This window comes from Micromonospora inyonensis, from assembly GCF_900091415.1.
GTDB lineage: Bacteria > Actinomycetota > Actinomycetes > Mycobacteriales > Micromonosporaceae > Micromonospora > Micromonospora inyonensis.
On the sequence record NZ_FMHU01000001.1, the window covers coordinates 1,604,454 to 1,629,087 of the forward strand.

Consider the following 24,634-nt stretch of genomic DNA (forward strand, 5'->3'; position numbering starts at 1 on the left):
CGCGTCGCCGTATGGTGTCGAGCGGTTTCTATCCGCTCGACGTCCTCCGGCAGGGCGGGAACGACCGTGCCCCACCGTACCGGGCGCTCGTGCGAGGGCGGAATCCCGGTGCCGAAGGGTCTGAAAGCCGACGACCCGCCCGGGGGTCCGGGCGGGTCGTCGGTCTGGAGGAGATGAGGAGTGGCGTCGCCGTCAGCGCATGCTGATGTGACGCTGCGCGATGGCGAGGATCTCGTCGCGGACCGAGGGCGAGTTGGCGGAACGCAGCGCGTGCTCGATGGCACGGGCGCGGCGGTTGGCGTTGCGGCGGTTGCGGATTCGCTCGATCATGCTCACGGGTCTCTCCTCCTGGCTATTCGGTTGTCAGCCCGTCGTGTCTCCATTGAAGCGCAGATCGACGCCAAACTCCAACGAATCAAAGGTGAGATGAGCCACCGACCTAACGATCGAAGGTGGACGGGGGGGTGCGCCGAGGTTTCCTGTGGCCGGACGGTGACGGCCGGTGTGCCGGGAGTAACCCCGGCGCACCGGCCGTCGAGAGCACGGACCCGTCAGGTCCAGGCGAGCAGCGCCGCCTCCGGATCGGTCAGGAAGTCACCGATGTCCCGCAGGAACTTCGAGCCCAGCTCGCCGTCGATGATCCGATGGTCGAAGGAGAGACCCAGCGTGGTCACCTGACGCGGCCGGACCTTGCCCTTGTGCACCCAGGGCATCTCGCGGACCGCGCCGAACGCCAGGATGGCCGACTCGCCCGGAGGCAGGATCGGCGTACCGGTGTCCACCCCGAAGACGCCGACGTTGGTGATGGTCAGCGTGCCACCGGACATGTCGGTCGGGGAGGTCTTCCCCGCCTTCGCCGTCTGCACCAGGGCGGTCATCGCGTCGGCCAGTTCCCGCAGCGAGAGCCGGCCGGCGTCCTTGATGTTCGGCACGATCAGGCCGCGCTCGGTGGCCGCCGCGATGCCCAGGTTGACGTACTCCTTGACCACGATCTCGTCGCCGGCCCAGGTCGAGTTGACCATCGGGTGCCGCTGCACCGCCAGCAGCACCGCCTTGGCGACCAGCAGCAGTGGCGAGACCCGGACGTCCCGCCACTCCCGCCTGGTCCGGAGCCGGTCCAGCGCCTTCATCGCCCGGGTCACGTCCACGGTCAGGAACTCCGTGACGTGCGGGGCGGTGAACGCCGACGCGGACATGTTCTCGGCGGTGAGCTTGCGCACTCCCTTGACCGGGATCCGCCGCTCGCGGTCCGCGCCGAAGGCCGCCGCCGTGGTCGCCGGGGCGGCGGTCACCACGGTCGGGACCGTCGCCGCGGTCCCGTCCGCCGCCCGCTGGACGTCCTCCCGGGTGATCGAACCGAGCGGACCCGAGCCGGTCACCGTGGTGAGGTCGACCCCGAGGTCCCGGGCGAGCTTGCGCACCGGCGGCTTGGCCAGCACCAGCCCACCGGTCGTCGCGTGCCCGTTGGCCGCCGGAGCGGTACGGGGCGCGGCCGGTGCCTGTGCCGGCGGCGTGGCCTGTGCCGGTACCTGCGCGGTCGTCTTGCGCGGGCGGCGCTTGGCGGCCGTGCTGCGCGGCCCGTAGCCGACCAGCACGGCGGTCCGTCCGCCCGGGGCGGGGCCGCCGATCAGGCCGGGCTCGACCGCGCCCTCGCTCGGGGCCACGTCCACCGCCGCCAGCGCGGCGGCCGACGGGGTGGGGGTGGCCTCCTCCTCCACCGGCCCCGCGCCCGGGTCGGTGTCGATCGCGATGATCGGCGTACCGACCTCGACCGTGGAACCCTCCGGGTGGAAGATCGCCCGGACCTGCCCGGCCCACTTCGCCGGAATCTCCACCGCCGCCTTGGCCGTCTCGACCTCGACGATCGGCTGGTTCAGCTCGATGGTGTCCCCGACCTTGACCAGCCAGGCCAGGATCTCGCCCTCGGTCAGCCCCTCGCCCAGGTCGGGCAGGTTGAACTCCTTGATCCGCGACATGCCGCTCACCAGCCGAAGGTGCGGTCGACGGCGTCGAGCACCCGGTCGAGGTCGGGCAGGTACTCCTCCTCCACCCGGGCCGCCGGGTAGGGGATGTCGTAGCCGGTCACCCGCAGCACCGGGGACTCCAGGGAGTAGAAGCACTCCTCGGTGATCCGGGCCGCGATCTCCGAGCCCAGGCCCAGGTTGCCCGGGGCCTCGTGCACCACCACGCAGCGACCGGTGCGGCCTACCGACTCGTACACCGGGGCGAGATCCAGCGGGGAGAGCGTGCGCAGGTCGACGACCTCCAGCTCCCGGCCGTCCTCGGCGGCGGCGGTCGCCGCGTCCAGGCAGGTCCGCACCATCGGGCCGTACGCCAGCACGGTGGCGTCCGTGCCGGGCCGCACCACCCGGGCCGCGTGCAGCGGGTACGCCTCCGACAGCGGCGCGTCCAGCTCCACCGGACCCTTCTCCCAGTAGCGCCGCTTCGGCTCCAGGAAGACGATCGGGTCGTCCGAGGCGATCGCCTGCTGGATCATCACGTACGCGTCCTGCGGGGTGGCGCAGGAGACCACCTTGAGCCCGGCGGTGTGCGAGAAGTACGCCTCCGGCGACTCGGAGTGGTGCTCCACCGCGCCGATGCCCCCGCCGAACGGGATGCGGATCACCATCGGGATGTTCAACTTGCCGCGCGAGCGGTAGTGCATCTTCGCCACCTGCGACACGATCTGGTCGTACGCGGGGTAGACGAAGCCGTCGAACTGGATCTCGCAAACCGGCCGGTAGCCCCGGATGGCCAGGCCGACCGCGGTGCCGATGATCCCGGACTCGGCCAGCGGGGTGTCGATCACCCGCTGGTCGCCGAAGTCCTTCTGGAGCCCGTCGGTGATCCGGAAGACGCCGCCGAGCTTGCCGACGTCCTCGCCCATGATGACGACCTTGGAGTCCTGCTCCAAGGCCCTGCGCAGGCCGGTGTTGAGGGCCTTGCCGATGGAGAGCGTCTCCGTGGCCATCAGTGGGCACCCCCCTCGAACGAGGCTTCGTAGCTGGTGAACCGCGCCCGCTGCTCGTCGAGCTCGGGGGACCCGTTCGGGTAGACGTGGTCGAACATCGTCACCGGTTCCGGGTCCGGCATGGCCAGCACCCGTTCCCGCAGGTGCACCGCCTCGCGGCGGGCCTGCTCGTCGACCTCGGCGAAGAAGTCGGCGTCGACGATCTGCTGCTTCTCCAGGAACGCCTTCATCCGGGCGATCGGGTCCTTGGCCTGCCAGGCCTCGACCTCGCTGGCGATCCGGTACCGGGTCGGGTCGTCGGAGGTGGTGTGCGCCCCCATCCGGTAGGTGTACGCCTCGATCAGGCTCGGGCCCTGCCCGTTCCGGGCGTTGTCCAGCGCGTGCCGGGTCACCGCGTACGAGGCGAGCACGTCGTTGCCGTCCACCCGTACGCCGGGGAAGCCGAAGCCGGCGGCGCGGCGGTAGAGCGGCACACGGGTCTGCCGCTCCAGCGGCTCGGAGATCGCGTACTGGTTGTTCTGGCAGAAGAAGACCAGCGGCGCGTTGAACACGCTGGACCAGACGAACGCCTCGTTGACGTCGCCCTGGCTGGTCGCCCCGTCACCGAAGTAGGCGATCACCGCCTCGCCGTCGTCGCCGCCGGTCCGGCCGTCCATGGCGACGCCCATGGCGTACCCGGTCGCGTGCAGGGTCTGCGCCCCGATCACGATCGTGTACATGTTGAACTTGAACTCGTTCGGGTCCCAACCGCCCTGGTCGACACCACGGAAGAGGCCGAGCGGCATGATCGGGTCGATGCCCCGGCAGTAGAGGACGCCGTGCTCCCGGTAGGTCGGGAAGGCCATGTCCTGCGGCCGCAGCGCCCGCCCGGAGCCGACCTGGGCCGCCTCCTGGCCGAGCAGGCTGGCCCAGAGGCCCAGCTCGCCCTGTCGCTGCAACGCGGTCGCCTCGGCGTCCAGCTTGCGCACCAGCACCAGGTCCCGGTAGAGCCCGCGGTACTCCTCGTCGGTGAAATCGACGCGGTACTCGACACCGTCCGGGCCGGTGACGCTCTCGATCCGCTCCCCGGTGGGGGTGAGCAACTGCACCAGCTCGGGGTCGGCGCCCTTCGCTGCGGCCCGCTTGGATCTGGGTGCCGCCCGTCTGCTGCGGGTGGTGACCCCGGGGTCGCCCTTTGCCATCCGTCTCTCCCTGTCGTGTCTGCGCCGGCACCGGGGATTGCCCGACCGCGCAACTCGTGCGCCCGCCCGGCAGGTGCCGGGGGGTCTCCTGGCAGCCGCCCCTGGCCCCTTTGTGGGGGTTGCCGTGCGGCGTGAGCCGGATTCTGGCCGAACCCGGTTCGGGAGCGACGGCAGCCGGCCGGGCCTCCGCGGGTGTGCGAGGGCCACGGCTGCGTCGCCGTCGTGGGTCCATATTCGCAGAGAGTGGTGAGCGGGCCCACACTACGCCCGCCCTGATCGACAACGGGCGGTCGGAATCACGGCTCCGCGGGACTCCGGGGCGCGGGCGGCGCGGGTGCCGGACGAAAGGGTGTGTCGACACGCTGTGCAGGGTGGCGGACGGAGGGTGACTGGTCCAGGCTGATTCGGGGAAGAGATGACCGCCGGAGGGCGGCTCGTCCCGTATCGTCCTGCGACCCGACCGGGAGGAGGGGCCACGGTGTCCGAGAGCGACGCTCCCGGTCCTCCGCTGCTCGGCCGGCACCGTGCCGCCGGATCGGCCGGCTACCGCCGGGTCATCGGTACGCACCGGGTCCCGGGTTCGTCCGGCCCGCCGCGCGGCTACCTGTTCACCGTCGCCCTGCTCGCCGGCACCGCCTCCATGCCGATCCTCGCCGCGATCAGCGCCGGATCGGCCACCGTGGGAGGCACCGCGGTGCCGAACGCCGACACGCCGTTCATCCCGACACCCTCCCGGGGGCCGGTGGTGGTCGGGCCGCCCCGGCCGGTGGCCCCGACCGTGATGCCCGTCCCGACCCGCTCGCCGGGCGGTCGTGCCCCCTCCGCCGCGCCGGTCGGGGGCACGTCGCCGACCTCGTACCGGCCGACGGGCGCACCTCCGGACCGGCCGTCGCCGCCGGAGCCCACACCCTCCCGGACGCCCCGCCCCGCGCCGACGACACCGTCCCCGACCGCCTCCCCGGTGCCGGAACCCACGCCCACTCCGAAGCCCACGCCAACCCCCAGCGACACCTGTGCCGAGTCACCCGATCCGAACTGCGGCCCGTCGCCGTCCCCGAACTCGCCGTCGCCGTCCACGCTCCGGGCGGGGTGGCCGACCAGCGAGGCGTACATCGAGTGGGGTCGACGTCGCCACCGGACGTGAGGACCGGCCCTGAGGACCCCGGAGGACCGGGCCGCGACCCCGGACGGTACGGCGCGCCCCGGCGCGGGCGGGCGGCTGGCGCGCGTGGTCACCGAGGCCACCGCCCCGGCGGTGCTGGTCACCGTCCTGCTCGTCACGGTCGGCTGGCGCAGCGCCCCCACAGGGCTGGGCGGGCTGGGCTGGGGGTTGCTCGCCACCGTCTTCGCCAGCGGCATCCCGATCGCCTACATCCTCGGCGGGGTGCGCCGGGGCCGGCTGACCGACCATCACGTCAGGATCCGTGAGCAGCGCCGGATCCCGCTGCTGGTCGGGCTCGCGTCAGCGGCCGGCGGACTCGCCCTGCTCGCCGCTCTCGGTGCGCCCCGACCGGTGCTCGCCCTGGTCGCCGCCGGAGTGATCGGGCTGGTGGTGGCGTCGTCGGTGAGCCACTGGTGGAAGATGTCGATCCACTCGGCGGTGGCCGCGGGCGCGCTGGTCGTCCTGGCGTCGACCTTCGGTCCGCGGCTGCTGGTCGGCTCGCCCCTGCTCGTCCTGGTGGGCTGGTCGCGGGTGCGCCTGGGTAACCACACCGTCGGCCAGGTGGTGACCGGTGCCGGCCTCGGTGCCCTTGTCGCGGTCACCGTCTTCACGCCCCTGCACGAGCCCTGATCCCTAGGTCCGGGCCGACGGACGGAGCATCGGCGGGTGCAACAGGGTGGCGGGACCGCGCCGGAAGAGTCGGGCCGGGCGGCCCCGCCCGCCCTCGGTGCTCCGTCCCGCCGGCTCGACGAACCCCGGGGTGCCGGTGACCTTGCGGTGGAAGTTGCGCGGGTCGAGGGCGGTGTCCCAGACCGTCTCGTAGACCGCGCGCAGCTGGGCGACGGTGAACTCGGGCGGGCAGAACGCGGTCGCCAGCGCGGTGTACTCCAGCTTGGCCCGGGCGCGTTCCAGCCCGTCGGCCAGGATCCGCCCGTGGTCGAAGGCGAGCCGTGCCCGGTCGAGCCGGTTGACCGGCACCCAGTCGGCGGCGGCCGCGTCCGACCCGGCGACCGGGGTCGGTAGGTCGGGCAGGAGGGCGAGCCAGGCCACGGTGACCACCCGGCCGCGCGGATCCCGGCTCGGCCGGCCGTACGTGCCCAGCTGCTCCAGGTGCCCGGCGGGTTGGGGTAGCCCGGTCTCCTCGGTCAGCTCGCGGACGGCCGCGTCGACCAGGTCCTCGTCGATGCCGACGAATCCGCCGGGCAGTGCCCAGCGACCCTCGTACGGTGGCACGCCCCGCCGGACCAGCAGGACGTGCAACTCGTCGGCGCGGACGGTCAGCACCACCAGGTCGGCGGTCACCGCGAACGGCGGGTAGTCGGCCACGTCTTTATCACCACCTTGACGATAACCTAGCAGGCGTTTTATCGTCGTGAAGACGAAAAAGGGGAGGACGATCATGGCTGACGTCTCGCGGCGGCTCTTCCTGCGCCATCTGCGCGGCACCCCGACGAGCTGGGTGCGGCACTCCACCGGCGGTCGGGTCCGTCGGGAGGGCACCGGGCTGTCCTTCTGGTACCGGCCGCTGCACGCGGTCCTCAGTGAGGTGCCGGTCGACGACCGGGAGCTGCCCCTGCTCTTCCACGCCCGTACCAGCGACTTCGCGGACGTCACCGTGCAGGCCACCGTGACCTACCGGGTGGCCGACCCGGCGCTCGCCGCGACCCGGCTGGACTTCTCGATCGACCCGCGCACCGGCGCTGCCCGGGCGCGACCGCTCGACCAGGTCGCCACGCTCCTCGCCGAGCTGGCCCAGCAACCCGCCCTCGACCTGCTCGCCCGGGTTCCGCTGGCCGAGGCGCTCACCACCATCGCCGGAGTCCGGGAGGCGGTCTCGGCCGCCCTCGGCACCGAACCCCGACTCGCCGACATCGGGGTCGCCGTGGTCAGCGCCCGGGTGGTCGCCATCCGCCCCGAACCCGAACTGGAACGGGCACTCCAGACCCCCACCCGCGAGGCGGTGCAGGTGGACGCCGACCGGGCCACGTACGCCCGCCGGGCGCAGGCCGTCGAACAGGAGCGGTCGATCGCGGAGAACGAACTCCAGAACAAGATCGAGCTGGCCCGCCGGGAGCAGCAGCTCGTGGAGCAGCACGGAGCGAACACCCGCCGCCGCGCGGAACTGGACGCCGCCGCCGAACTCGCCGCCGCCCAGGGCAAGGCGGAACGTGAGACGGTCGCCAACGCGGCCGCCGCCGAACGCGCCCGGGTGCTCTCCGCCGCCGAGGCCGAGAAGGAGCGCACCCTCTCTGCCGCGAAGGCCGACGGGGTGCGCGTGCTCGGTCAGGCCGAGGCCGAGGCGGAGACGGCGAAGCTGGCCGCGTACGCCCAGCTCCCGGTCGAGGTGCTGCACGCCCTCGCGCTCCGTGACCTGGCCGGGCAGCTCCCGCAGATCAGCCAGCTCACCGTCACCCCGGACCTGCTCACCGACCTGCTGGCCAAGCTCGGCGGTGACCGGTGAGCGCCACCCTCGCGCCCCGCGTCGTGGTGGTGAGCCGGCGCAGCGAGTTGGACGAGCTGCTCGCCCGGCACGGCACCCGCGCGGCGGCGGCCTGGTACCTGAAGGCCCGTGGCGGCGACCTGGCCGAGGTGGTCCACCGGCACGAACTGCTCCAGGCGGCGCTGACCACGGTCGCCGCGGCCGTCCCCGTCGACTGGCGACGCGGTACGGTCACCCGGGAGGACCTGCCCCGCTTCCTCTTCGCCCCGGAGGACGTCGTGGTCGGGGTCGGCCCGGACGGGCTGGTCGCCAACGTCGCCAAGTACCTCGACCGGCAGCCGGTGATCGGCGTCGACCCGGATCCGGGCCGCAACGCCGGAGTGCTGGTCCGCTCCACGCCCGCCGAGGTGGCCGGCCTGCTGCGGGCCGTCGCCGCCGGGCGGGCCGGCACCGAGACACGGACCATGGTGCGCGCCGTGCTCGACGACGGTCAGGAGCTGATCGGTCTCAACGAGGTTTACGTCGGGCACGTCTCCCACCAGTCCGCCCGTTACCTGCTCGCGGAGACCGCCGACGGGCGGACCCGCCGGGAGCGGCAGTCCTCCTCCGGGCTCGTGGTGGGCAGCGGCACCGGCGCGACCGGTTGGTGTGCGTCGATCGCCCGGGACCGCGCGGAGCCGCCCCGGCTGCCCGCTCCGGACGAGCCGGCGCTCTGCTGGTTCGTCCGGGAGGCATGGCCGTCCCCGGCCACCGGGGCGGGCCTCACCGCCGGACGGCTGGGCGCCGCCGGCACCCTGGAACTGACCGCCGAGTCCGAGGGGCTGGTCGCCTTCGCCGACGGCCTGGAGGCCGACCGGCTCGCCCTCGCCTGGGGGCAGCGGATCACCCTCTCCGTCGCCCCCCGTCACCTGACACTGGTCACCGGGGCGCACTAGTGGTGGACGCCGCGCGGCTCAGTCGTCGGTGAGGTGGTGGCGGTTGGCCTCGATCCAGGCGTGCAGGGCCTCCGGGTCGTCCGGGTCGACGCCGTCGGCCATGAGCTGGGCCACCGCCGCCGTGGCGGGACTGCGCCGCTCGCCGGTGCTGTAGAGGCGGGCGAACTCCGGCACCATCTCCTCGATCGCGGTGTCCGTCTGGCTGGCCGCCGGTTCGGGCAGGCCACGTCGCCGGGCGGCGTACCCGGCCCAGCCGCGCAGCACCCGCGGGAGCAGGGCGGCGTCGTCCATGTCCAGTACGGCCCGCCGGTGCACCCAGTCGAGCAGGAACAGCTCGGCCACCGTCGGGCTCCACCGCAGCGGGTCGGCGTCCGGGAAGCTCGCCGCGTGGTCCAGGAGCAGGCTCAGGCAGAAGTGCAGGGACGCCAGCTCCGGACCGTCCATGGCGTCCAGTTCGAACCGGGCGGCCTCCGGCGAGGCGAGGAACTGGCGTACCAGCTCGGTGCGCTCCGCCGGGGTGAGCGGCTCCGGGTCGACCGGGGCCCGGACGGGGCGGGGCAGCAGGGCCAGCCGGGCCCCGGCGATCGTCCGGTCGGTGGCGAGCGACCCCTCGCCGGGCAGGTCGCCGAGGTCGTCGGTGATCGCCAGGTGGCGGGACACCTCGCTGTGCAGCCGGGCCGGGTCCTCCGTCCGGAACCAGGTCAGCTCGTCGGTGGCGCACATCTGCCGGACCTGTTCCAGGATCCGTTCGGCCGGTCCGCCGACGAAGATGTCCTTGGTGATGCCGATGTTGTGGTCGACCAGGGCGACCATGGCGTGCTCCGGTCCGCCGGCCGCCTCGTCGTACGCGAAGGTGGCGAGGTAGGAGGTCTGGTCGCCGTACACGTCGCCGTAGGCCCAGCAGCCGGTGAGGTGCACCCGGCCGAGCTGGTCGGACCAGGTCGGGGCCTGCGCGCCGGGCTTGACCCGGTCGGCGCCCTCGGCGTCCGGCACGAGTCGGGCGAACACCTGCCGGATGGTGGTGGCCGAGGCGGTCCGCCGACGGGACGTGGCGGCGAGGAAACCGCTGACGAACTGCCGTACGGCCGTGCTGCGGTCGGACTCCGCGACCGCGTATACGCTGCCCAGCAGCGCCGTGCCGAGCATCTCGGCGTCGAGGGCGCAGTCGAGCCGGCTCACGTCGCGGGCTGCGTGCAGTACCGCGTCGTAGGGGGTGTGAGTCGTGGCCATGGATCGACCCTACGCCGCCGGAACCCCGGCGGGAGGAAGGCCGGGATCACTTCTTTCCGGCCGCCACCCGCAGCGCGTTCCGGGCCTCGACGTACGAGGTGAGCACCGCGCGGACCGGGGTCAGCACGTGCTCCTCGCCGACCGCCGCCACCGCGGCGGCGAGCCGGCGCTCCGCGCGGAGCCGGGCCCGCCGGGCCGCCCAGCGGACGACCGGCCGGGTCACCGCCGCGACCAGCAGCCCGGCGAGCAGCCCGCCGAGCAGCAGCAGCGTCGGCAGCGGCACCGCACCGACCATCGGCTCGTCCGGGTCGGGCAGGCCGAGGGCGTTCAACGCGTACCCGAGCACCAGCCAGGCCAGCCCGGCGAGGGCGGTGAGGGTGACCAGCCACTGGACCGCGCCGACCAGCCGCCACCACACGGGCCGCTCCGGCACACCGAGGTCGGTGCCGGCGACCGCCCGGTCCAGCGCGTCCGGCACGTCGCCGAGGCGGGACCGCGCCGCGCCGGTGACCGCCGCCGGCCAGGGTGCCGGCAGGTCGCCGCCGGCCCGGTCGGCCACCGTCCGGACGGCCAGCCCCAGCGCCGAGCGCTGGGCGGCGGTGGGATCGGGTACGGAGGTCGCGGCGAGCGGCTTCTCCACGGCCCCGTCGGTCTGCTCGCCGCCGCCGGGCAGGTGCAGCCGGCGCAGCGGGTCCGGCCGTAGCCGACGCCAGCCCCGCACCACCGGCCAGCCGGTGGCGCCCGCCGCCCGGTGCCGGTACGCCGCCTCGACCGCCGTGGTCACCGCCGGCACCCCGGCCGCCGCGGCCAGTGCGCCGGTCAGGGCACGGGTGCCCGCGGCGTCCGGCCCGGTGCCAACCGGTTCCGGTTCGACCAGGTCGGCGAGGCGCTCCACGACCGTGTCGATGTCGCCGGCCAGCCGACGCAGGGACGCCTGCCGCTCGGCGACCGTCTCCTCCAGGGCGGCCCGTAGTTCGGTGGTGCTGGATCGGTCCACGGCGGTGGTGGCGAGCAGGGGCACCCCGGGCAGGCCGTCGGCGTCGAGCAGGCGGCGCAGGTCGTCGAGGACCCGGGGCAGCTCGGCCGGGGGCAGCCGGTCGGCCTGGTTGAGCACGACCAGCGTGACGTCCCGGTGCCGGTGGAACTCGCGCAGGTAGCCGGTGTGCACCAGCCGGTCGGCGTACTTCTGCGGGTCGACCACCCAGATGACCAGGTCGACCAGGCCGAGCAGGCGGTCCACCTCCAGCCGGTGGGCATGCTGCACCGAGTCGAAGTCGGGCAGGTCGAGCAGGACGAGGCCGTGCAGGGCGGACTCGTCGTCGCCGTCGAGGGCGCTCTCCCGGATGAACCGGTGCCGGGGCAGCACGCCGATCCAGTCGAGCAGCCGGTTCGCGCCGTCCAGCGGTCCCCACACGCAGGCGTGCGCCACGCCGGTGGTCGGGCGGCGTACCCCGACCGGGGAGAGGTCCAGCCGGGCGAGCGCGTTGAACAGGCTGGACTTGCCGCTGCCGGTCGCTCCGGCCAGGGCGACCACGGTGTGGTCGCGGGAGAGGGCGAGCCGGGTGCCGGCCCGCTCGACCAGGGTGTGCGCGGGGACGAGCCGCTCGTCGGGGAGATGGCCGTCGACGGCGGTGAGGAACCGGCGGACCGCGTCGAGGCGGGTGATCAGGTCGTCCGGGTCGACCCGCTGCCCGCCCCGGAGCGCCTCCCGCATCCGGCCGACGATCCCGGTCACCGGGTCACGTCCAGGTCGCTGTGCTCCCGGGCCTCGGCCACCCGCGCGGCGGCGGCCCGCAGGCCGGCGGCGGTGTCCGCCTCCGGCCTCGCGTTCGCGGTACGGGTGAGGAACCGCCCGGCCTCCTCGTCGAGCAGCGCGTCGACCCGGTCCAGCAGGTCGCCCCGGGCCTGCCGGGCGAGAGTGCGGACCGCCTGGTCGCCGAAGATCGCCTGGAGGACGGCCTGTGCGGCGACCGTGGTACCCGCCCCGGTGGCCACCTCCAGTCCGGTCGGCACGAAGGCGGTCGAGGCGAACACCGCGATCATCACGGCGAGGCCGGTGGCGTTCACCGCGTACGCCGCCGTCCGGGCCACGAACCGCTTGTCCCCGCCCTCGGTGCGGACCAGTTCCAGCACGCCCCGCTGCCAGTCACGGATCAGCCGCTCGGCGCGTTCGGGCAGGTCGGCGGAGGCGTGCGCCAGCTCCGGGTCGAGCAGCGCCGCCCCGGCGGGGTGGGCCCGCCACCCGGTGTACGCGTTCTCGGCCGCCTCGGCCGCCACCCCGCGCAGCAGGGTGACCAGTTGGCTCTCGATGGCGTCCCGCAGCTCGCTGGCGGGGGCCGGTCGCCCGGTGACCGTCGCCACGAGCCGGTCGCGGAGCCGGCCGATCCGCGCCTCCAGGGTGCGGAAGAACTCGCCGGTGCCGACGAACTCCTGCCAGCGGGCGAGCACCTCGCCCCGGAGCAGCCGGCCGTCGGAGAGGCCCTGCTCGACGGTGCGCCGCGCACCGCGGTACGCGGCGCGGACCCGGTCGTCGAGCGCGTCGGCGGCGGTGGCCTGCTCGTCGGCGGCCTCGGCGAGCGCCCCGGTGATCGGGCCGAGTGCGGCGAGCGCGCCGTCGAGGGTCTGCCGGACCACGGCGGCGCGGGCCTCGGCGTCGGCGGCGAGTCGGGCGAACCACTCGCCCAACGGCGCGCTCACCCGTTCCGGCAGCAATCCCTGCCCGTCGACCTGCGTCTCCGGAAGGACGAAGAGCGGGGCCGCGCCGAGATCGTGGCTGGCGAGCATCTCCGCGAGGTGGGCGGAGACCTCCTCGACGGCCTCCGGCGGCACCCGGTTCAGGACGAGGGCGATGGCCGCGCCCCGGGCGCGGGCGTTGTGCAGCAGTTCCCAGGGGACCGCGTCGGCGTACCGGGCGGCGGTGGTGACGAAGAGCCAGAGGTCCGCGGCGGCGAGGAGCTGCCCGGCCAGCGCCCGGTTGGCGTCGACCACCGAGTCGATGTCCGGTGCGTCGAGGAAGGCCAGGCCGGGCGGGAGGGCGGGCGCGGTGACCAGTTGCAGGGCGCGTGGGTCCTCGCTGGGCTCGCTGGTCCGGGTCAGTCCGGGCAGCAGCTCACCCTGGCGGAACCAGACCGAGTCGGCCGGGTTGCAGACCAGCACCGGGGACCGGGTGGTGGGCCGGAGCACCCCGACGGCGCTCACCCGGGCCTGGACCAGGCTGTTGACCAGGGTCGACTTGCCCGCGCCGGTGGAACCGCCGACCACCACCAGCAGCGGGGCGTCGAGTCGGGCGAGCCGGGGCAGGAGGTAGTCGTCGAGCTGGTCGGTGAGGGCGGCCGCGTTGCGCCGGGCCGGCTCGGCCGAGGGCAGGGCGAGCGGGAACCGGGCAGCCTCGGTCGCGGCGCGCAGGCCGGCGAGGGCGGCCGGCAGGTCGCCCCCGGGTGTCCCGGGCGGGTCCTCCGCGGCGGTGGCTGGTCCGGTGCGGGCGGCGACGGCGGGCGCGCCGGAGTGGGTGGCGGAATCCCCGTGCGTCGTCACCGCTAAAGCGTGCCCGACCGGGGCAAGGGAAGACAACAGCGGGTCCCTGTGGTGGAGGTTGCGTCGGGTCGACTCAACCTCGACTTGACGATCGCGACGGGCATGGCACTATTGAGTCAAGTCCACTCAACTTGCGGTGGGTGCTCTCCGGGCGGTGCCCGTCACCTGCTCAACGTTACGAAGCGAGGAAGCGAAGATGGCACGTGCGGTCGGTATCGACCTCGGCACGACGAACTCCTGCGTCAGCGTTCTCGAGGGCGGTGAGCCCACCGTCATCGCCAACGCTGAGGGCTCGCGTACGACCCCGTCGATCGTCGCGTTCGCCCGCAACGGCGAGGTGCTCGTCGGTGAGGTCGCCAAGCGTCAGGCGGTGACCAACCCGGACCGGACCATCCGGTCGGTCAAGCGGGAGATCGGCACCAACTGGACCGTCGACATCGACGGCAAGAAGTACACCCCGCAGGAGATCTCGGCTCGCACGCTGATGAAGCTCAAGCGGGACGCGGAGGCGTACCTGGGCGAGCAGATCACCGACGCGGTGATCACCGTCCCGGCGTACTTCAACGACGGCCAGCGCCAGGCCACCAAGGAGGCCGGTGAGATCGCCGGCTTCAACGTGCTGCGGATCGTGAACGAGCCGACCGCCGCCGCCCTGGCGTACGGGCTTGACAAGGGCTCCAAGGAGCAGACCGTCCTGGTCTTCGACCTCGGCGGTGGCACCTTCGACGTCTCCCTGCTGGAGCTGGCCGAGGGTGTCGTCGAGGTCAAGTCCACCAGCGGTGACAACCAGCTCGGTGGCGACGACTGGGACCAGCGGATCATCGACCACCTGGTGAAGACGTTCCGGGGCGAGCACGGCATCGACCTCGCCCAGGACAAGATGGCCCTCCAGCGGCTCCGTGAGGCCGCCGAGAAGGCCAAGATCGAGCTGTCCGCCGCCACCAACACCAACATCAACCTGCCGTACATCACCGCCGGTGCGGCCGGCCCGCTGCACCTGGACGTGACGCTCAGCCGCGCCGAGTTCCAGCGGATGACGCAGGACCTGCTGGACCGCTGCAAGGGCCCGTTCGAGCAGGCCGTCAAGGACGCGGGGATCAAGGTCTCCGACGTCGACCACGTGATCCTGGTCGGCGGCTCCACCCGGATGCCGGCCGTGACGGACCTGGTCAAGCAGCTCACCGGCAGGGAGCCCAACAAGGGCGTCAACCCGGACGAGGTCGTCGCCGTCGGCGCGGCCCTCCAGGCCGGTGTGCTCAAGGGCGAGGTCAAGGACGTCCTGCTGCTCGACGTGACCCCGCTGAGCCTGGGCATCGAGACCAAGGGCGGCATCTTCACCAAGCTGATCGAGCGGAACACCACCATCCCGACCAAGCGGTCCGAGGTGTTCACCACCGCCGACGACAACCAGCCGTCCGTGCTGATCCAGGTCTTCCAGGGCGAGCGGGAGATCGCGGCCTACAACAAGAAGCTCGGCACCTTCGAGCTGACCGGGCTCCCGCCGGCGCCGCGCGGCGTGCCGCAGGTCGAGGTCACCTTCGACATCGACGCCAACGGCATCGTGAACGTGCACGCCAAGGACCTGGGCACCGGCAAGGAGCAGAAGATGACCATCACCGGCGGCTCGTCGCTGCCGAAGGATGACATCGAGCGGATGCGCCGGGACGCCGAGGAGCACGCCGAGGAGGACAAGCGCCGTCGCGAGGACGCCGAGACCCGCAACCTGGCCGAGGCGCTCCAGTGGCAGACCGAGAAGTTCCTCGCCGAGAGCGGGGACAAGCTGCCCGGTGAGTCCCGCGACCAGATCAACGAGGCGCTCGGCGAGCTGCGCGGCGCGCTCGGCGGCCAGGACCTCGAGAAGATCAAGTCGGCCCACGAGCGGCTCGCGCAGGTCTCCCAGCAGGCCGGTTCGCTGCTCTACGCCCAGCAGCAGGGTGAGCAGGGCGAGCAGCCGGGCGCGGCCGGGGCCGCCGGTGGCGCGCCGGGCGGTGCCCAGGCCGGTGCCGACGACGTGGTCGACGCCGAGATCGTCGACGAGGACGGGAAGAAGTGACGTCCCGCCCCGTCACGACCCCACGGCAGAGGGATTGAGGTAGCCGCATGACGGACAAGCCACGAGCCGTCGACCCGGAGGAGACCCCCGGTTCGGTGGCGGGTGCCTCCGGGACGCCGGCCGACTCCACCGGGGACGGTGCCGAGTCCGCGGCGGGTCTGGTGGAGGAGACCGAGGTGATGGTCGACGAGGTCTCCTCGACCGTCACCGAGTCCCCAGCGGACGGCGCGCCGGTGGTGGACGCCCCGGCCAGACCGGCCGACGGCGGTCCGGCCGCCCCGCTCGGGGCCGAGCTGGAGGCGCTCCGGGCGGAGCTGGAGGAACGCACCCGGGACCTGCAACGGGTCTCGGCCGAGTACGCCAACTACCGCAAGCGGGTCGAGCGGGACCGGGCCCTGGTCGGCGAGCAGGCGACCGGCGCGGTGCTCACCGCGCTGCTGCCGATCCTCGACGACCTCGACCGGGCACGCGAGCACGGCGACCTGGTGGGTCCGTTCGGCACGGTGGCCGAGCAGCTCACCACGGCACTGGGCAAGTTCGGACTCACCGTCTTCGGCGAGCAGGGCGACCCCTTCGACCCGACCCGGCACGAGGCGGTCGCGCACCAGACCTCGGCCGAGGTCAGCGAGCCGACCTGCGTCCAGGTGATGCGCCGGGGCTACCAGCTCGGCGAGCGTCTGCTGCGGCCCGCGATGGTCGCGGTCGCCGATCCGGAGTAGTACGAGACCGTGACCGGGTCCTCCCGTCCACCGACACCGGGTGGGCGGGGGGCCCGGTGCACGTCGGGTGGAAGGGGGTGGACCGGTGAGTTCCAAGGACTGGCTGGAGAAGGACTTCTACGCCGTACTCGGCGTGGACAAGTCCGCCTCCTCGGACGACATCAAGAAGGCGTACCGGAAACTGGCCCGGGAGTCCCACCCGGACCACAACCCGGACGACCCCGGGGCGGAGGAGCGGTTCAAGGCCGCCTCCGAGGCGTACAACGTGCTCTCCGACGACAAGCGCCGCCGGGAGTACGACGAGATGCGCACGCTGTTCGGCTCGGGCGCGTTCCGGCGCAGCGCCCGGGGCGCGGGCGGCGGCGCGCCGTTCGACGTCTCCGACCTGTTCGGCGGTGCGGGCGGCGGTGACCGCCGGTTCGGCGGCGCCAACTTCTCCGACCTGTTCGGTTCGGTGTTCTCCGGCGGCGGCGGGGCCGGCCCGGCGCGGCGGGGCCCGGCGCGGGGGCGCGACGTCGAGGCGGAGGTCGCGCTCGACTTCTCCGACGCGGTCCGTGGGGTGACCATCCCGCTGACGCTGCGCGCCCCGGGGGTCTGCGACACCTGCCACGGGGACGGGGCCAAGCCCGGCACCCGGCCGGTGTCCTGCCCGCAGTGCCACGGCTCCGGGATGGTGACCCGCAACCAGGGGTCGTTCAGCTTCGCCGAGCCGTGCCGCAACTGCCAGGGCGTCGGCACGATCGTCGAGGAGAAGTGCCCCGAGTGCCGGGGCACGGGCGGGGTCACCAAGACCCGCACCCTCAATGTCCGCTTCCCTGCCGGAGTGGCCGACGGCCAGCGGATCCGGCTGGCCGGCCGGGGTGAGCCGGGCGAGCGCGGCGGCCCGGCGGGTGACCTCTTCGTACACGTGAAGGTGCGCCCGGACGACCTGTTCGGACGGACCGGGGACGACCTGACCCTGAGCGTGCCGATCACCTTCGCGGAGGCGGCGCTCGGTACCGACCTCCGGGTGCCCACCCTGGACGGTGCGGTGACCCTACGCGTACCGCCGGGCACGCCGAGCGGCCGGGTCCTGCGGGCCCGGGGCAAGGGCGTGGTCCGCCGCGACGGGCAGGCCGGTGACCTGCTGGTCACCCTGGACGTGGTGGTCCCGGCCCGGCTCTCCGACGAGGCCCGTACGGCATTGGAGACGTTGGCCGCGCACACCCCGCCGGCGGCTCGGGAACATCTCGACGCGCGGGTGCGTCGCTTCAGTTAGCAGTTGCGTCGCTTCAGTTAGCAGTGCGTCGCTTCGGTTGGCCAGGTGGAGTACACGCGGAGGTGAGCGGGATGGCGGACGGGTTCGTCGGCTCGGGTGACCCTGCCTACGACGCCAAGGTGCTGATGATCTCGGTAGCGGCACGGATGGCGGGGATGCACCCGCAGACGCTGCGGCAGTACGACCGGCTCGGGCTGGTGCAGGCGGGGCGGGCGGCCGGGGGCGGTCGCCGTTACAGCGTCCGGGACGTGGTGCTGCTGCGTGAGGTGCAGCGGCTCAGCCAGGACGACGGGGTGAACCTGGCGGGCATCAAGCGGATCATCGGTCTGGAGCAGCTCCTGGAGCAGGCTCAGGCCCGGCTCGCCGAGATGGAGGCGGAGCTGGACGCCGCGTACCGGCGGATCGCCGAGTTGGAGGCGATGGCCCGGTTCCCTGGCCGGGAGATCGTCCCCACCACCCGCACCTCCACCGCGCTGGTGGTCTGGCGGCCCCGCCGCTCCACCGGCAACTGACCTCGAACCCCGCCGCTGTGGTGGTTGCAGGGGTCCCCTGTTACCGCTTTCTGATGAGCAGGGGTCCCCTGCAACCACGGCGGCGGTCACGTTCCGTGGAACCGCCGCGCCGACCGGTCCCGCCGACTAGCCTCGGAACCAGGTCCCGTCCGCACCAGCCGGGCCCACCGTCGCGGCCGAGCGTGCCCGGTCCGGCGGGTGACGGCGAGGGGGAGTCATGGCGGAACCGGCGAGGAAGGTCGCCCGGCAGGCGGAGGAACGCTTCGACCGGGTCGCCCGGATGGTGCGGGAGCGGTTCGACGCGATCACCGGAAGCCGGTTCGCCGGGAGGCCCGGCCCGGCCGTCGAACGCCGGGACGCCGACGGGGGTGACGAGACCGGTCCGGACCGGACGGCACCACCGCCGGGACCACGGCGGAAGGGCCGAAAGCGCGGGGGACGTGCCTGAGTCACGGGCCGGAATCCACGGGGGGTTCCGGCCCGCCCCGCTCAGCCGATCCGGCGGTTCTCCCGGACCAGCCCGCCCTCACACCAGTCGTGGTAGTCGAAGAGGTGGGGCCGCTCCATGAGCACCCGGGTGTTGTAGGCCCAGGTGCGCACCAGCTGGTCCCCGGTCAGCTCGGCCTGCTCGACCAGCTTGCGCAGGCGACGCTTCGAGTGGGCGCGGAACCGGGTGCGGATGCCGTCGGCGGCGTAGATGTAGAGGCAGTGCAGGGCGAACCGCCGGGCCGCGCACGCCGGGTCCATGGCCAGCTCGAACAGGGTCGGGACCAGGTGGTCGCCGGCGACGAGCAGGTCCCAGTCCGGGGGCATCGCGGTCAGCGGAACCGAGTCCGGCTGGTACGCCCACGCCCCTAGCTCCGCCGGGGACGGGTCGACGGGGTTGGCGAAGCCGGGAAACGTCGACTCGGGCACGTACCGGCAGCCTTCCGCTCGCGCCCGCGGGGGCGAACCGGGTGTCCGCGGGGACCTGGTGTGCTGGGGCGAAACGGTAGCGTGGCCCCGCGCGGCGGCGGAAGACCTCGGCGGGACGGATATCGCGTTCGTCGGCCGGGCCGGTTCCCCGTACGGGCGGACCGCACCCGGCCGACCGCGAGTCAGTCCGGGGTGGGCAGCGGTTCCAGCCGCCGGGCCGCCGCCCGACGTCGCAACCACTGCTTGAACCAGGCGAAATCCGGCAGGCGCGCCAGCATCGGACCGGTCACCACGGTGATCAGCACGTACGCGGTGGCGAGCGCGGCCAGCCCCGGTGGGACCTCACCGCTGGCCACCGCCAGCCCGGCGATGACGATGGAGAACTCGCCCCGGGGCACCAGCGCGAGCCCGGCCCGCCAGCGGCCGGGTTCGGCGATGCCGGCCCGTCGGGCGGCCAGGTAGCCGGTGAGCGTCTTCGTCCCCATCGTGACCACGGCCAGGGCGAGCGCCGGCAGCAGGACGGGCGGGATGTCCCGGGGGTCGGTGACCAAACCGAAGAAGACGAAGAAGACCGCGGCGAAGAGGTCCCGCAGCGGGGTGAGCAGCTCGGTGGCGTGGTGCGCCACCGGACCGGAGAGCGCGATGCCGACCAGGAACGCGCCGACCGCCGCCGACACCTGGAGCTTCGCCGCGATCCCGGCGACCAGCAGGGTCATCCCGAGCACCCCGAGCAGCAGCGCCTCCGGGTCCTTCGCGGACATGGCGGTGGAGATGAGATGGCCGTACCGGATCGCCACGACCAGCACCAGCAGCACCGTCCCGACCGCGATGGTCAGGGCGATCCCGCCGCCGAGCAGTCCGACCCCGGCCAGCAGCGCGGTGACCAGCGGCAGGTAGAGCGCCATGGCCAGGTCCTCGATGACCAGCACGGAGAGGATCACCGGCGTCTCGCGGTTACCGACCCGGCCCAGGTCGGCGAGGACCTTGGCGATCACCCCGGACGACGAGACCCAGGTGATGCCGGCGAGTACCGCCGCGGCGATCCAGTCCCAGCCGAGCAGCAGCGCGAAGGCCGCGCCCGGCAGCGCGTTGAGCAGGGCGTCGATCAGACCCGCCGGGGCCGCCGAGCGCAGGTTGCCGACCAGTTCGTTCGCCGAGTACTCCAGGCCGAGCATGACCAGCAGGAGGATGACGCCGATCTCCGCGCCGACGGCGAAGAACTCCTCGCTGGCGTGCATCTCCAGGATGCCGCCGTGACCGACGGCGAGGCCGGCGAGCAGGTAGAGCGGAATGGGGGAGAGACCGATGCGGCGGCTGAGCCGGCCCAGGAGGCCGAGCAGGAACAGCAGCGCGCCGACCTCGACGAGCAGCGTGGTGGAGTCGTGCATCCGCGCCTCAGCCGTCCGGGTCGCTGTCGGCCAGGATGGCTGTGACCCCGTCGAGCCCCTTGCGGGTGCCGACCACGACCACCACGTCACCGGCGGAGAAGCGGAAGGTGGGTCCGGGCGAGGCGATCACCTCGCCACCGCGCAGCACCGCCACGATGGAGGCGCTGGTGCGGGTCCGGGCCTTCGTGTCGCCGAGTCGTCGGTTGACGTACTTCGAGCCGGCCGGGATGGCGATCTGCTCGGTGAGCAGCCCGGCGGCCTGCTCCCGCAGCCCGGTGAGCTGCCCGAGCATCAGCGACGCGCCGAGGATGTCGGCCAGCGCCTCCGCCTCGTCGTCGGTCAGCGGTATGTCGTGCTGGCAGGAATCGGGATCGTCCGGGTCGTAGAGGACGAGGTCACGCCGGCCGTTGCGGTGGGAGACCACGCCGAGCCGGCGTCCGGACTCCGTCAACAGGTCGTGACGTACACCGATCCCCGGTAGGGCAGTCTGTTCGACACGTACTCGCACGCGCGCCACGCTACGGCACCGGCGCCAAGGAGGGCCATGCTCGGAAGATCTTCTCGGTCGCTGGTCACGCTGCTGGTCGTGCCTGTTCTGACGGCGTGTTCGATCGGCGACGTCCGAAGGCGTCCACCGGTCGCGCCGACCCCGTCGGCCCCGGCGACGACCGCACCGGGGCCGCTGCCGGCCTCCTTCGACGAGGTCCGCCGGGTGCGGGTGGCGGTGTCCGAACGGTACGACCGGCCGTACGTCGAGTTCGCCGACGCGCGGGACGGTTACGCCCTCTTCGCCGTGTGCGACGGGAAGCCGGCTGCTCCCGCCTGCCCGGCCCTGCTCTACGGCACCGCCGACGGCGGCCGGTCCTGGCGCAAGCTGCGGCATCCCCGCCCGAGCGCCGCCAACCAGCAGCTCTACACCGCCCCCGGCCTGCTCGTGCTGCTCAGCGAACCGCACGGCTGGTACACCTCCACCGACGGCGGCGCCACCTTCACCCACTCCCGCTCCACGCCCCCGCTCTGGGTCGGGGCACAGGGGCGGTTCCAGATCGTGGAGTCCACCGGGAAGGTCGCCGAGTGGGACGGCCGCCGGTTGCGTCCCCTGGCCAAGCAGCCGGACGTACCCGGCATCAACACCGTCGCCTCGCGGGACGACCGGATCGTCGTGGCCGGGGTGCACGACGGCCGGCCGGTCGCCGCAGTCTCGCCCGACGGCGGTCGGCGCTGGTGGCGGCTGGCGGTGTCCCCGCCCGACGGCGAGGTGGGCGTGCTCCGGGCCGTGATCGACGCGACGGGCACGGCCTGGCTGGTCGGGGAGCGCCCGGACCGGACGTCCTTCCCGGCGTTGTGGCGGGAGGGCGGCCCGGGCTGGGAGCTGGTGCAACCCGAGGACCGGCCGGAGCGGATCCGGTCGGTGGTTCCGGTCGGCGGCGGCATGGTCGTGGTGACCGGGCCGGACGGGGCCGGGATGGTGGCAGGCGGCCGGTACCACCGGATGAACTGGCCGCTCACCGCGGAGCACCACCTCATGGTGCTCGCCGACGGGACGCTCTGCGCCGTGGGCCGGACGACGTCGTCCTGGCCAGCTTCTCCTTCGGCGCGCCGCGTTGGACCAGGGTCGCTCTCGTCCACGGCTGACCGTTACGTGTGACTCGGCTCACACCTTAGAAGTTGAGTGGAATAGGCTCAACTCTGGTTGTGTCTCTCTCAGTGGACACGCCGATTCCGGGGGAGCCCATGAACACGGAACGCCTCACCACCAAGAGCCGCGAGGTCATCACCGGTGCCGTCGCCGTCGCCAACCAGCGCGGGCACGCCACCGTCGAACCCTGGCACCTGCTGCTGGCACTGCTGGACACCGCCGGCTCCACCGCCGCCGGCCTGCTGCGCGCCGCCGGGTCCGACCCGGTCGAGCTGCGCCGGGCCACCGTACGGGCGATCGACGGCCTGCCCGCCGCGCGCGGCTCCAGCATCGCCGAGCCGAGCCTGTCCCGGGAGTTCGTCAACGCCATCGGGGCCGCCGAGCAGATCGCCCGGCCGCTCGGCGACGAGTACACCTCCACCGAACACCTCCTCGCCGGGCTGGCCCGGGTCGGCGGCGCGGTGGCGAACGCGCTGAAGGCCGCCGGGGCCACCGAGGAGAACCTGGTCGCCGCCTTCCCGACGATCCGGGGCGGGGACCGGCGGGTCACCACCGCCGACCCCGAGCAGACCTACCAGGCCCTGGGGAAGTACGGCGTCGACCTGACCGCCAGCGCCCGCGACGGCAAGATCGACCCGGTCATCGGCCGGGACTCGGAGATCCGTCGCGTCATCCAGGTGCTCTCCCGGCGTACCAAGAACAACCCGGTGCTGATCGGCGAGCCCGGCGTCGGCAAGACCGCGATCGTCGAAGGCCTGGCCCAGCGGATCGTCGCCGGTGACGTGCCCGAGTCGCTGCGGGACAAGAAGCTCGTCTCGCTCGACCTCGGCGCGATGGTCGCCGGCGCGCAGTACCGGGGCCAGTTCGAGGAGCGGCTGAAGTCCGTCCTGGAGGAGATCAAGAACTCCAACGGGCAGGTCATCACCTTCCTCGACGAGCTGCACACCGTGGTCGGCGCGGGCAAGGGCGAGGGCTCGATGGACGCCGGCAACATGCTCAAGCCGATGCTGGCCCGGGGTGAGCTGCGGATGGTCGGCGCGACCACCCTCGACGAGTACCGCGAGCACATCGAGAAGGACCCGGCCCTGGAGCGGCGCTTTCAGCCGGTGCTGGTCGGCGAACCGACCATCGAGGACACCATCGGCATCCTGCGCGGCCTCAAGGAGCGCTACGAGGTGCACCACGGGGTACGGATCACCGACGCCGCCCTCGTCGCCGCCGCCTCCCTGTCGGACCGCTACATCACCGACCGGTTCCTGCCGGACAAGGCGATCGACCTGGTCGACGAGTCCGCCTCCCGGCTGCGGATGGAGATCGACTCCCGGCCGGTCGAGGTGGACGAGATCGAGCGGGCGGTACGCCGGCTGGAGATCGAGGAGATGGCGCTGGCCAAGGAGCCGGACGCGGCCTCCGCCGAACGCCTCGAACGGCTGCGCAAGGAGTTGGCCGACAAGCGGGAACAGCTCACCGCGCTCTCCGACCGCTGGAAGCTGGAGAAGGACCACATCACCAAGCTCTCCACCGCCAAGGAGGAGCTGGAACGGCTCGGCGGCGAGGCCGAGCGGGCCGAGCGGGACGGTGAGCTGGAACGCGCCGCCGAGCTGCGGTACGGCCGGATTCCCGCGCTCAAGGCCGACCTGGCGAAGGCGGAGGAGGAACTGGCCCGGCTCCAGGCCGACGGCGCGATGCTCAAGGAGGAGGTCGGCGCGGACGACATCGCCGCCGTGGTCGCCTCCTGGACCGGCATCCCCGCCGGCCGGCTGCTGGAGGGCGAGACGGCGAAACTGCTCCGGATGGAGGAGTCGCTGCGGGCCCGGGTGGTCGGCCAGTCCGAGGCGGTCGGCGCGGTCTCCGACGCGGTCCGTCGCGCCCGCGCCGGGGTCGCCGACCCGGACCGCCCCACTGGCAGCTTCCTCTTCCTCGGCCCGACCGGTGTCGGCAAGACCGAGCTGGCCAAGGCGCTCGCCGAGTTCCTCTTCGACGACGAGCGGGCCATGGTCCGCATCGACATGAGCGAGTACGGCGAGAAGCACTCGGTGGCCCGGCTCGTCGGTGCCCCGCCCGGCTACGTCGGCTACGAGGAGGGCGGCCAGCTCACCGAGGCGGTGCGTCGCCGGCCGTACTCGGTGATCCTGCTGGACGAGGTGGAGAAGGCCCACCCGGACGTCTTCGACATCCTGCTCCAGGTGCTCGACGACGGTCGGCTCACCGACGGTCAGGGCCGCACCGTCGACTTCCGCAACGCCATCCTGATCCTCACCTCGAACCTCGGCTCGTCGGTGATCAGCGACCTGACGCTCGCCGAGGAGCAGCGCCGGGAGGGCGTGCTCGCGGTGGTCCGGTCGCACTTCAAGCCGGAGTTCCTCAACCGGCTGGACGACATCGTGGTCTTCGCCGCCCTGCACGGTGACGACCTCCGGTCCATCGTGGACATCCAGCTGGGGCGGATGCGCAAGCGGCTCGCCGACCGCCGCCTCGGCCTGGAGATCACCGAGCCGGCCCGTGCCTGGCTCGCCGAGCACGGCTACGACCCGATCTACGGCGCCCGCCCGCTGCGCCGCCTGGTCCAGTCCGCCATCGGCGACCAACTCGCCAGGGCCCTGCTCGCCGGCCAGATCCGCGACGGGGACACGGTCCGGGTCGACCTGGCCGACACCAAGGAAGCCCTCACCGTCACCTCCGCCTGATCCACCCGCG

General features: G+C 73.2%; 22 protein-coding genes. 10 read left to right on the forward strand and 12 right to left on the reverse strand.

Features of this window, described 5'->3' with window-relative positions:
* Positions 1-192: 192 nt before the first annotated feature.
* From GA0074694_RS31500 to GA0074694_RS33560, 5 genes are all read right to left on the reverse strand, one after another.
* Positions 193-336 carry a hypothetical protein gene (locus GA0074694_RS31500; protein ID WP_176737811.1) on the reverse strand — a complete coding sequence of 48 codons (144 nt, stop codon included), beginning with the start codon at positions 334-336 and terminating at the stop codon, positions 193-195.
* Positions 337-551: 215 nt separating this feature from the next.
* On the reverse strand, positions 552-1,976 hold the full coding sequence (locus GA0074694_RS07285; protein ID WP_091454337.1) for a dihydrolipoamide acetyltransferase family protein: 1,425 nt from the start codon (positions 1,974-1,976) through the stop codon (positions 552-554).
* Positions 1,977-1,981: 5 nt separating this feature from the next.
* Positions 1,982-2,971 (reverse strand): alpha-ketoacid dehydrogenase subunit beta, encoded by a 990-nt coding sequence (locus GA0074694_RS07290; RefSeq protein ID WP_091454339.1) that lies wholly within the window; start codon positions 2,969-2,971, stop codon positions 1,982-1,984.
* Entirely contained in the window at positions 2,971-4,152 is a 1,182-nt protein-coding gene (pdhA, locus tag GA0074694_RS07295; protein ID WP_091454341.1) for a pyruvate dehydrogenase (acetyl-transferring) E1 component subunit alpha, read from the reverse strand. Before pdhA ends, GA0074694_RS07290 begins: the two co-directional genes overlap by 1 nt.
* A 600-nt stretch (positions 4,153-4,752) precedes the next feature.
* On the reverse strand, positions 4,753-5,388 hold the full coding sequence (locus GA0074694_RS33560; RefSeq protein ID WP_141713990.1) for a hypothetical protein: 636 nt from the start codon (positions 5,386-5,388) through the stop codon (positions 4,753-4,755).
* On the opposite strand from GA0074694_RS33560, the gene GA0074694_RS07305 reads away from it, so the two are divergent.
* Positions 5,381-5,944, forward strand: coding sequence for a phosphatase PAP2 family protein (locus GA0074694_RS07305; RefSeq protein WP_245714578.1), 564 nt, complete (start codon positions 5,381-5,383; stop codon positions 5,942-5,944). The two genes, GA0074694_RS33560 and GA0074694_RS07305, sit on opposite strands and share 8 nt — an antisense overlap.
* A gap of 3 nt (positions 5,945-5,947) precedes the next feature.
* Here the strand turns inward: GA0074694_RS07305 and GA0074694_RS07310 are convergent, their stop codons facing one another.
* Positions 5,948-6,640, reverse strand: coding sequence for an NUDIX hydrolase (locus GA0074694_RS07310; RefSeq protein WP_245714579.1), 693 nt, complete (start codon positions 6,638-6,640; stop codon positions 5,948-5,950).
* Between the two features lie 73 nt (positions 6,641-6,713).
* On the opposite strand from GA0074694_RS07310, the gene GA0074694_RS07315 reads away from it, so the two are divergent.
* Both GA0074694_RS07315 and GA0074694_RS07320 read left to right on the forward strand, forming a co-directional pair.
* Positions 6,714-7,775 (forward strand): SPFH domain-containing protein, encoded by a 1,062-nt coding sequence (locus GA0074694_RS07315; RefSeq protein ID WP_091454349.1) that lies wholly within the window; start codon positions 6,714-6,716, stop codon positions 7,773-7,775.
* Complete coding sequence (locus GA0074694_RS07320) at positions 7,772-8,689, forward strand: NAD(+)/NADH kinase (RefSeq protein ID WP_091454351.1); 918 nt, start codon at positions 7,772-7,774, stop codon at positions 8,687-8,689. Before GA0074694_RS07315 ends, GA0074694_RS07320 begins: the two co-directional genes overlap by 4 nt.
* Before the next feature lie 18 nt (positions 8,690-8,707).
* On the opposite strand, the gene GA0074694_RS07325 is transcribed toward GA0074694_RS07320, so the two are convergent.
* Genes GA0074694_RS07325 through GA0074694_RS07335 form a run of 3 tightly spaced genes read right to left on the reverse strand, consistent with a single transcriptional unit; the run spans position 8,708 to position 13,453 of the window.
* Complete coding sequence (locus GA0074694_RS07325) at positions 8,708-9,919, reverse strand: hypothetical protein (protein ID WP_091454353.1); 1,212 nt, start codon at positions 9,917-9,919, stop codon at positions 8,708-8,710.
* Positions 9,920-9,965: 46 nt separating this feature from the next.
* Positions 9,966-11,633 carry a GTPase gene (locus GA0074694_RS07330; RefSeq protein ID WP_091458794.1) on the reverse strand — a complete coding sequence of 556 codons (1,668 nt, stop codon included), beginning with the start codon at positions 11,631-11,633 and terminating at the stop codon, positions 9,966-9,968.
* 17 nt (positions 11,634-11,650) lie between these two features.
* Entirely contained in the window at positions 11,651-13,453 is a 1,803-nt protein-coding gene (locus GA0074694_RS07335) for a GTPase domain-containing protein (RefSeq protein WP_091454356.1), read from the reverse strand.
* Positions 13,454-13,649: 196 nt separating this feature from the next.
* On the opposite strand from GA0074694_RS07335, the gene dnaK reads away from it, so the two are divergent.
* The 5 genes from dnaK to GA0074694_RS07360 all read left to right on the forward strand — a co-directional run bounded on the left by dnaK (position 13,650) and on the right by GA0074694_RS07360 (position 18,443).
* Complete coding sequence (dnaK, locus tag GA0074694_RS07340) at positions 13,650-15,506, forward strand: molecular chaperone DnaK (protein ID WP_091454422.1); 1,857 nt, start codon at positions 13,650-13,652, stop codon at positions 15,504-15,506.
* A 47-nt stretch (positions 15,507-15,553) separates the two neighbouring features.
* Complete coding sequence (gene grpE / locus GA0074694_RS07345) at positions 15,554-16,225, forward strand: nucleotide exchange factor GrpE (RefSeq protein WP_091454424.1); 672 nt, start codon at positions 15,554-15,556, stop codon at positions 16,223-16,225.
* An 85-nt stretch (positions 16,226-16,310) separates the two neighbouring features.
* Complete coding sequence (gene dnaJ / locus GA0074694_RS07350) at positions 16,311-17,483, forward strand: molecular chaperone DnaJ (protein ID WP_091454428.1); 1,173 nt, start codon at positions 16,311-16,313, stop codon at positions 17,481-17,483.
* Between the two features lie 71 nt (positions 17,484-17,554).
* Positions 17,555-17,995: a heat shock protein transcriptional repressor HspR gene (locus GA0074694_RS07355; protein WP_091454432.1), complete on the forward strand. Its 441-nt coding sequence runs from the start codon at positions 17,555-17,557 to the stop codon at positions 17,993-17,995.
* Between the two features lie 217 nt (positions 17,996-18,212).
* Positions 18,213-18,443 (forward strand): hypothetical protein, encoded by a 231-nt coding sequence (locus tag GA0074694_RS07360; protein WP_091454437.1) that lies wholly within the window; start codon positions 18,213-18,215, stop codon positions 18,441-18,443.
* A 41-nt stretch (positions 18,444-18,484) separates the two neighbouring features.
* On the opposite strand, the gene GA0074694_RS07365 is transcribed toward GA0074694_RS07360, so the two are convergent.
* From GA0074694_RS07365 to GA0074694_RS07375, 3 genes are all read right to left on the reverse strand, one after another.
* A complete protein-coding gene (locus GA0074694_RS07365; RefSeq protein WP_091454441.1) occupies positions 18,485-18,910 on the reverse strand; it encodes a hypothetical protein in 426 nt (141 codons plus the stop codon).
* Positions 18,911-19,092: 182 nt separating this feature from the next.
* Positions 19,093-20,298: a cation:proton antiporter gene (locus GA0074694_RS07370; RefSeq protein ID WP_091454444.1), complete on the reverse strand. Its 1,206-nt coding sequence runs from the start codon at positions 20,296-20,298 to the stop codon at positions 19,093-19,095.
* Positions 20,299-20,305: 7 nt separating this feature from the next.
* Positions 20,306-20,806: a cation:proton antiporter regulatory subunit gene (locus GA0074694_RS07375; protein WP_091458796.1), complete on the reverse strand. Its 501-nt coding sequence runs from the start codon at positions 20,804-20,806 to the stop codon at positions 20,306-20,308.
* Between the two features lie 78 nt (positions 20,807-20,884).
* On the opposite strand from GA0074694_RS07375, the gene GA0074694_RS07380 reads away from it, so the two are divergent.
* Together GA0074694_RS07380 and clpB are read left to right on the forward strand one after the other, a co-directional pair.
* Positions 20,885-21,946 (forward strand): beta propeller repeat protein, encoded by a 1,062-nt coding sequence (locus GA0074694_RS07380; RefSeq protein ID WP_141713991.1) that lies wholly within the window; start codon positions 20,885-20,887, stop codon positions 21,944-21,946.
* An 86-nt stretch (positions 21,947-22,032) separates the two neighbouring features.
* Positions 22,033-24,624, forward strand: a complete 2,592-nt coding sequence (gene clpB, locus GA0074694_RS07385; protein WP_091454450.1) for an ATP-dependent chaperone ClpB — start codon at positions 22,033-22,035, stop codon at positions 24,622-24,624.
* Positions 24,625-24,634: the final 10 nt, after the last annotated feature.

Excerpts from the sequence above, each read along its gene's own strand:
- GA0074694_RS07285 (WP_091454337.1), bottom strand. The coding sequence starts at position 1,976 with ATGTCGCGGATCAAGGAGTTCAACCTGCCCGACCTGGGCGAGGGGCTG.
- GA0074694_RS07290 (WP_091454339.1), bottom strand. The coding sequence starts at position 2,971 with ATGGCCACGGAGACGCTCTCCATCGGCAAGGCCCTCAACACCGGCCTG.
- pdhA (WP_091454341.1), bottom strand. The coding sequence starts at position 4,152 with ATGGCAAAGGGCGACCCCGGGGTCACCACCCGCAGCAGACGGGCGGCA.
- GA0074694_RS07315 (WP_091454349.1), top strand. The coding sequence starts at position 6,714 with ATGGCTGACGTCTCGCGGCGGCTCTTCCTGCGCCATCTGCGCGGCACC.
- GA0074694_RS07325 (WP_091454353.1), bottom strand. The coding sequence starts at position 9,919 with ATGGCCACGACTCACACCCCCTACGACGCGGTACTGCACGCAGCCCGC.
- GA0074694_RS07330 (WP_091458794.1), bottom strand. The coding sequence starts at position 11,633 with ATGCGGGAGGCGCTCCGGGGCGGGCAGCGGGTCGACCCGGACGACCTG.
- dnaK (WP_091454422.1), top strand. The coding sequence starts at position 13,650 with ATGGCACGTGCGGTCGGTATCGACCTCGGCACGACGAACTCCTGCGTC.
- grpE (WP_091454424.1), top strand. The coding sequence starts at position 15,554 with ATGACGGACAAGCCACGAGCCGTCGACCCGGAGGAGACCCCCGGTTCG.
- GA0074694_RS07355 (WP_091454432.1), top strand. The coding sequence starts at position 17,555 with ATGGCGGACGGGTTCGTCGGCTCGGGTGACCCTGCCTACGACGCCAAG.
- GA0074694_RS07360 (WP_091454437.1), top strand. The coding sequence starts at position 18,213 with ATGGCGGAACCGGCGAGGAAGGTCGCCCGGCAGGCGGAGGAACGCTTC.
- GA0074694_RS07370 (WP_091454444.1), bottom strand. The coding sequence starts at position 20,298 with ATGCACGACTCCACCACGCTGCTCGTCGAGGTCGGCGCGCTGCTGTTC.
- clpB (WP_091454450.1), top strand. The coding sequence starts at position 22,033 with ATGAACACGGAACGCCTCACCACCAAGAGCCGCGAGGTCATCACCGGT.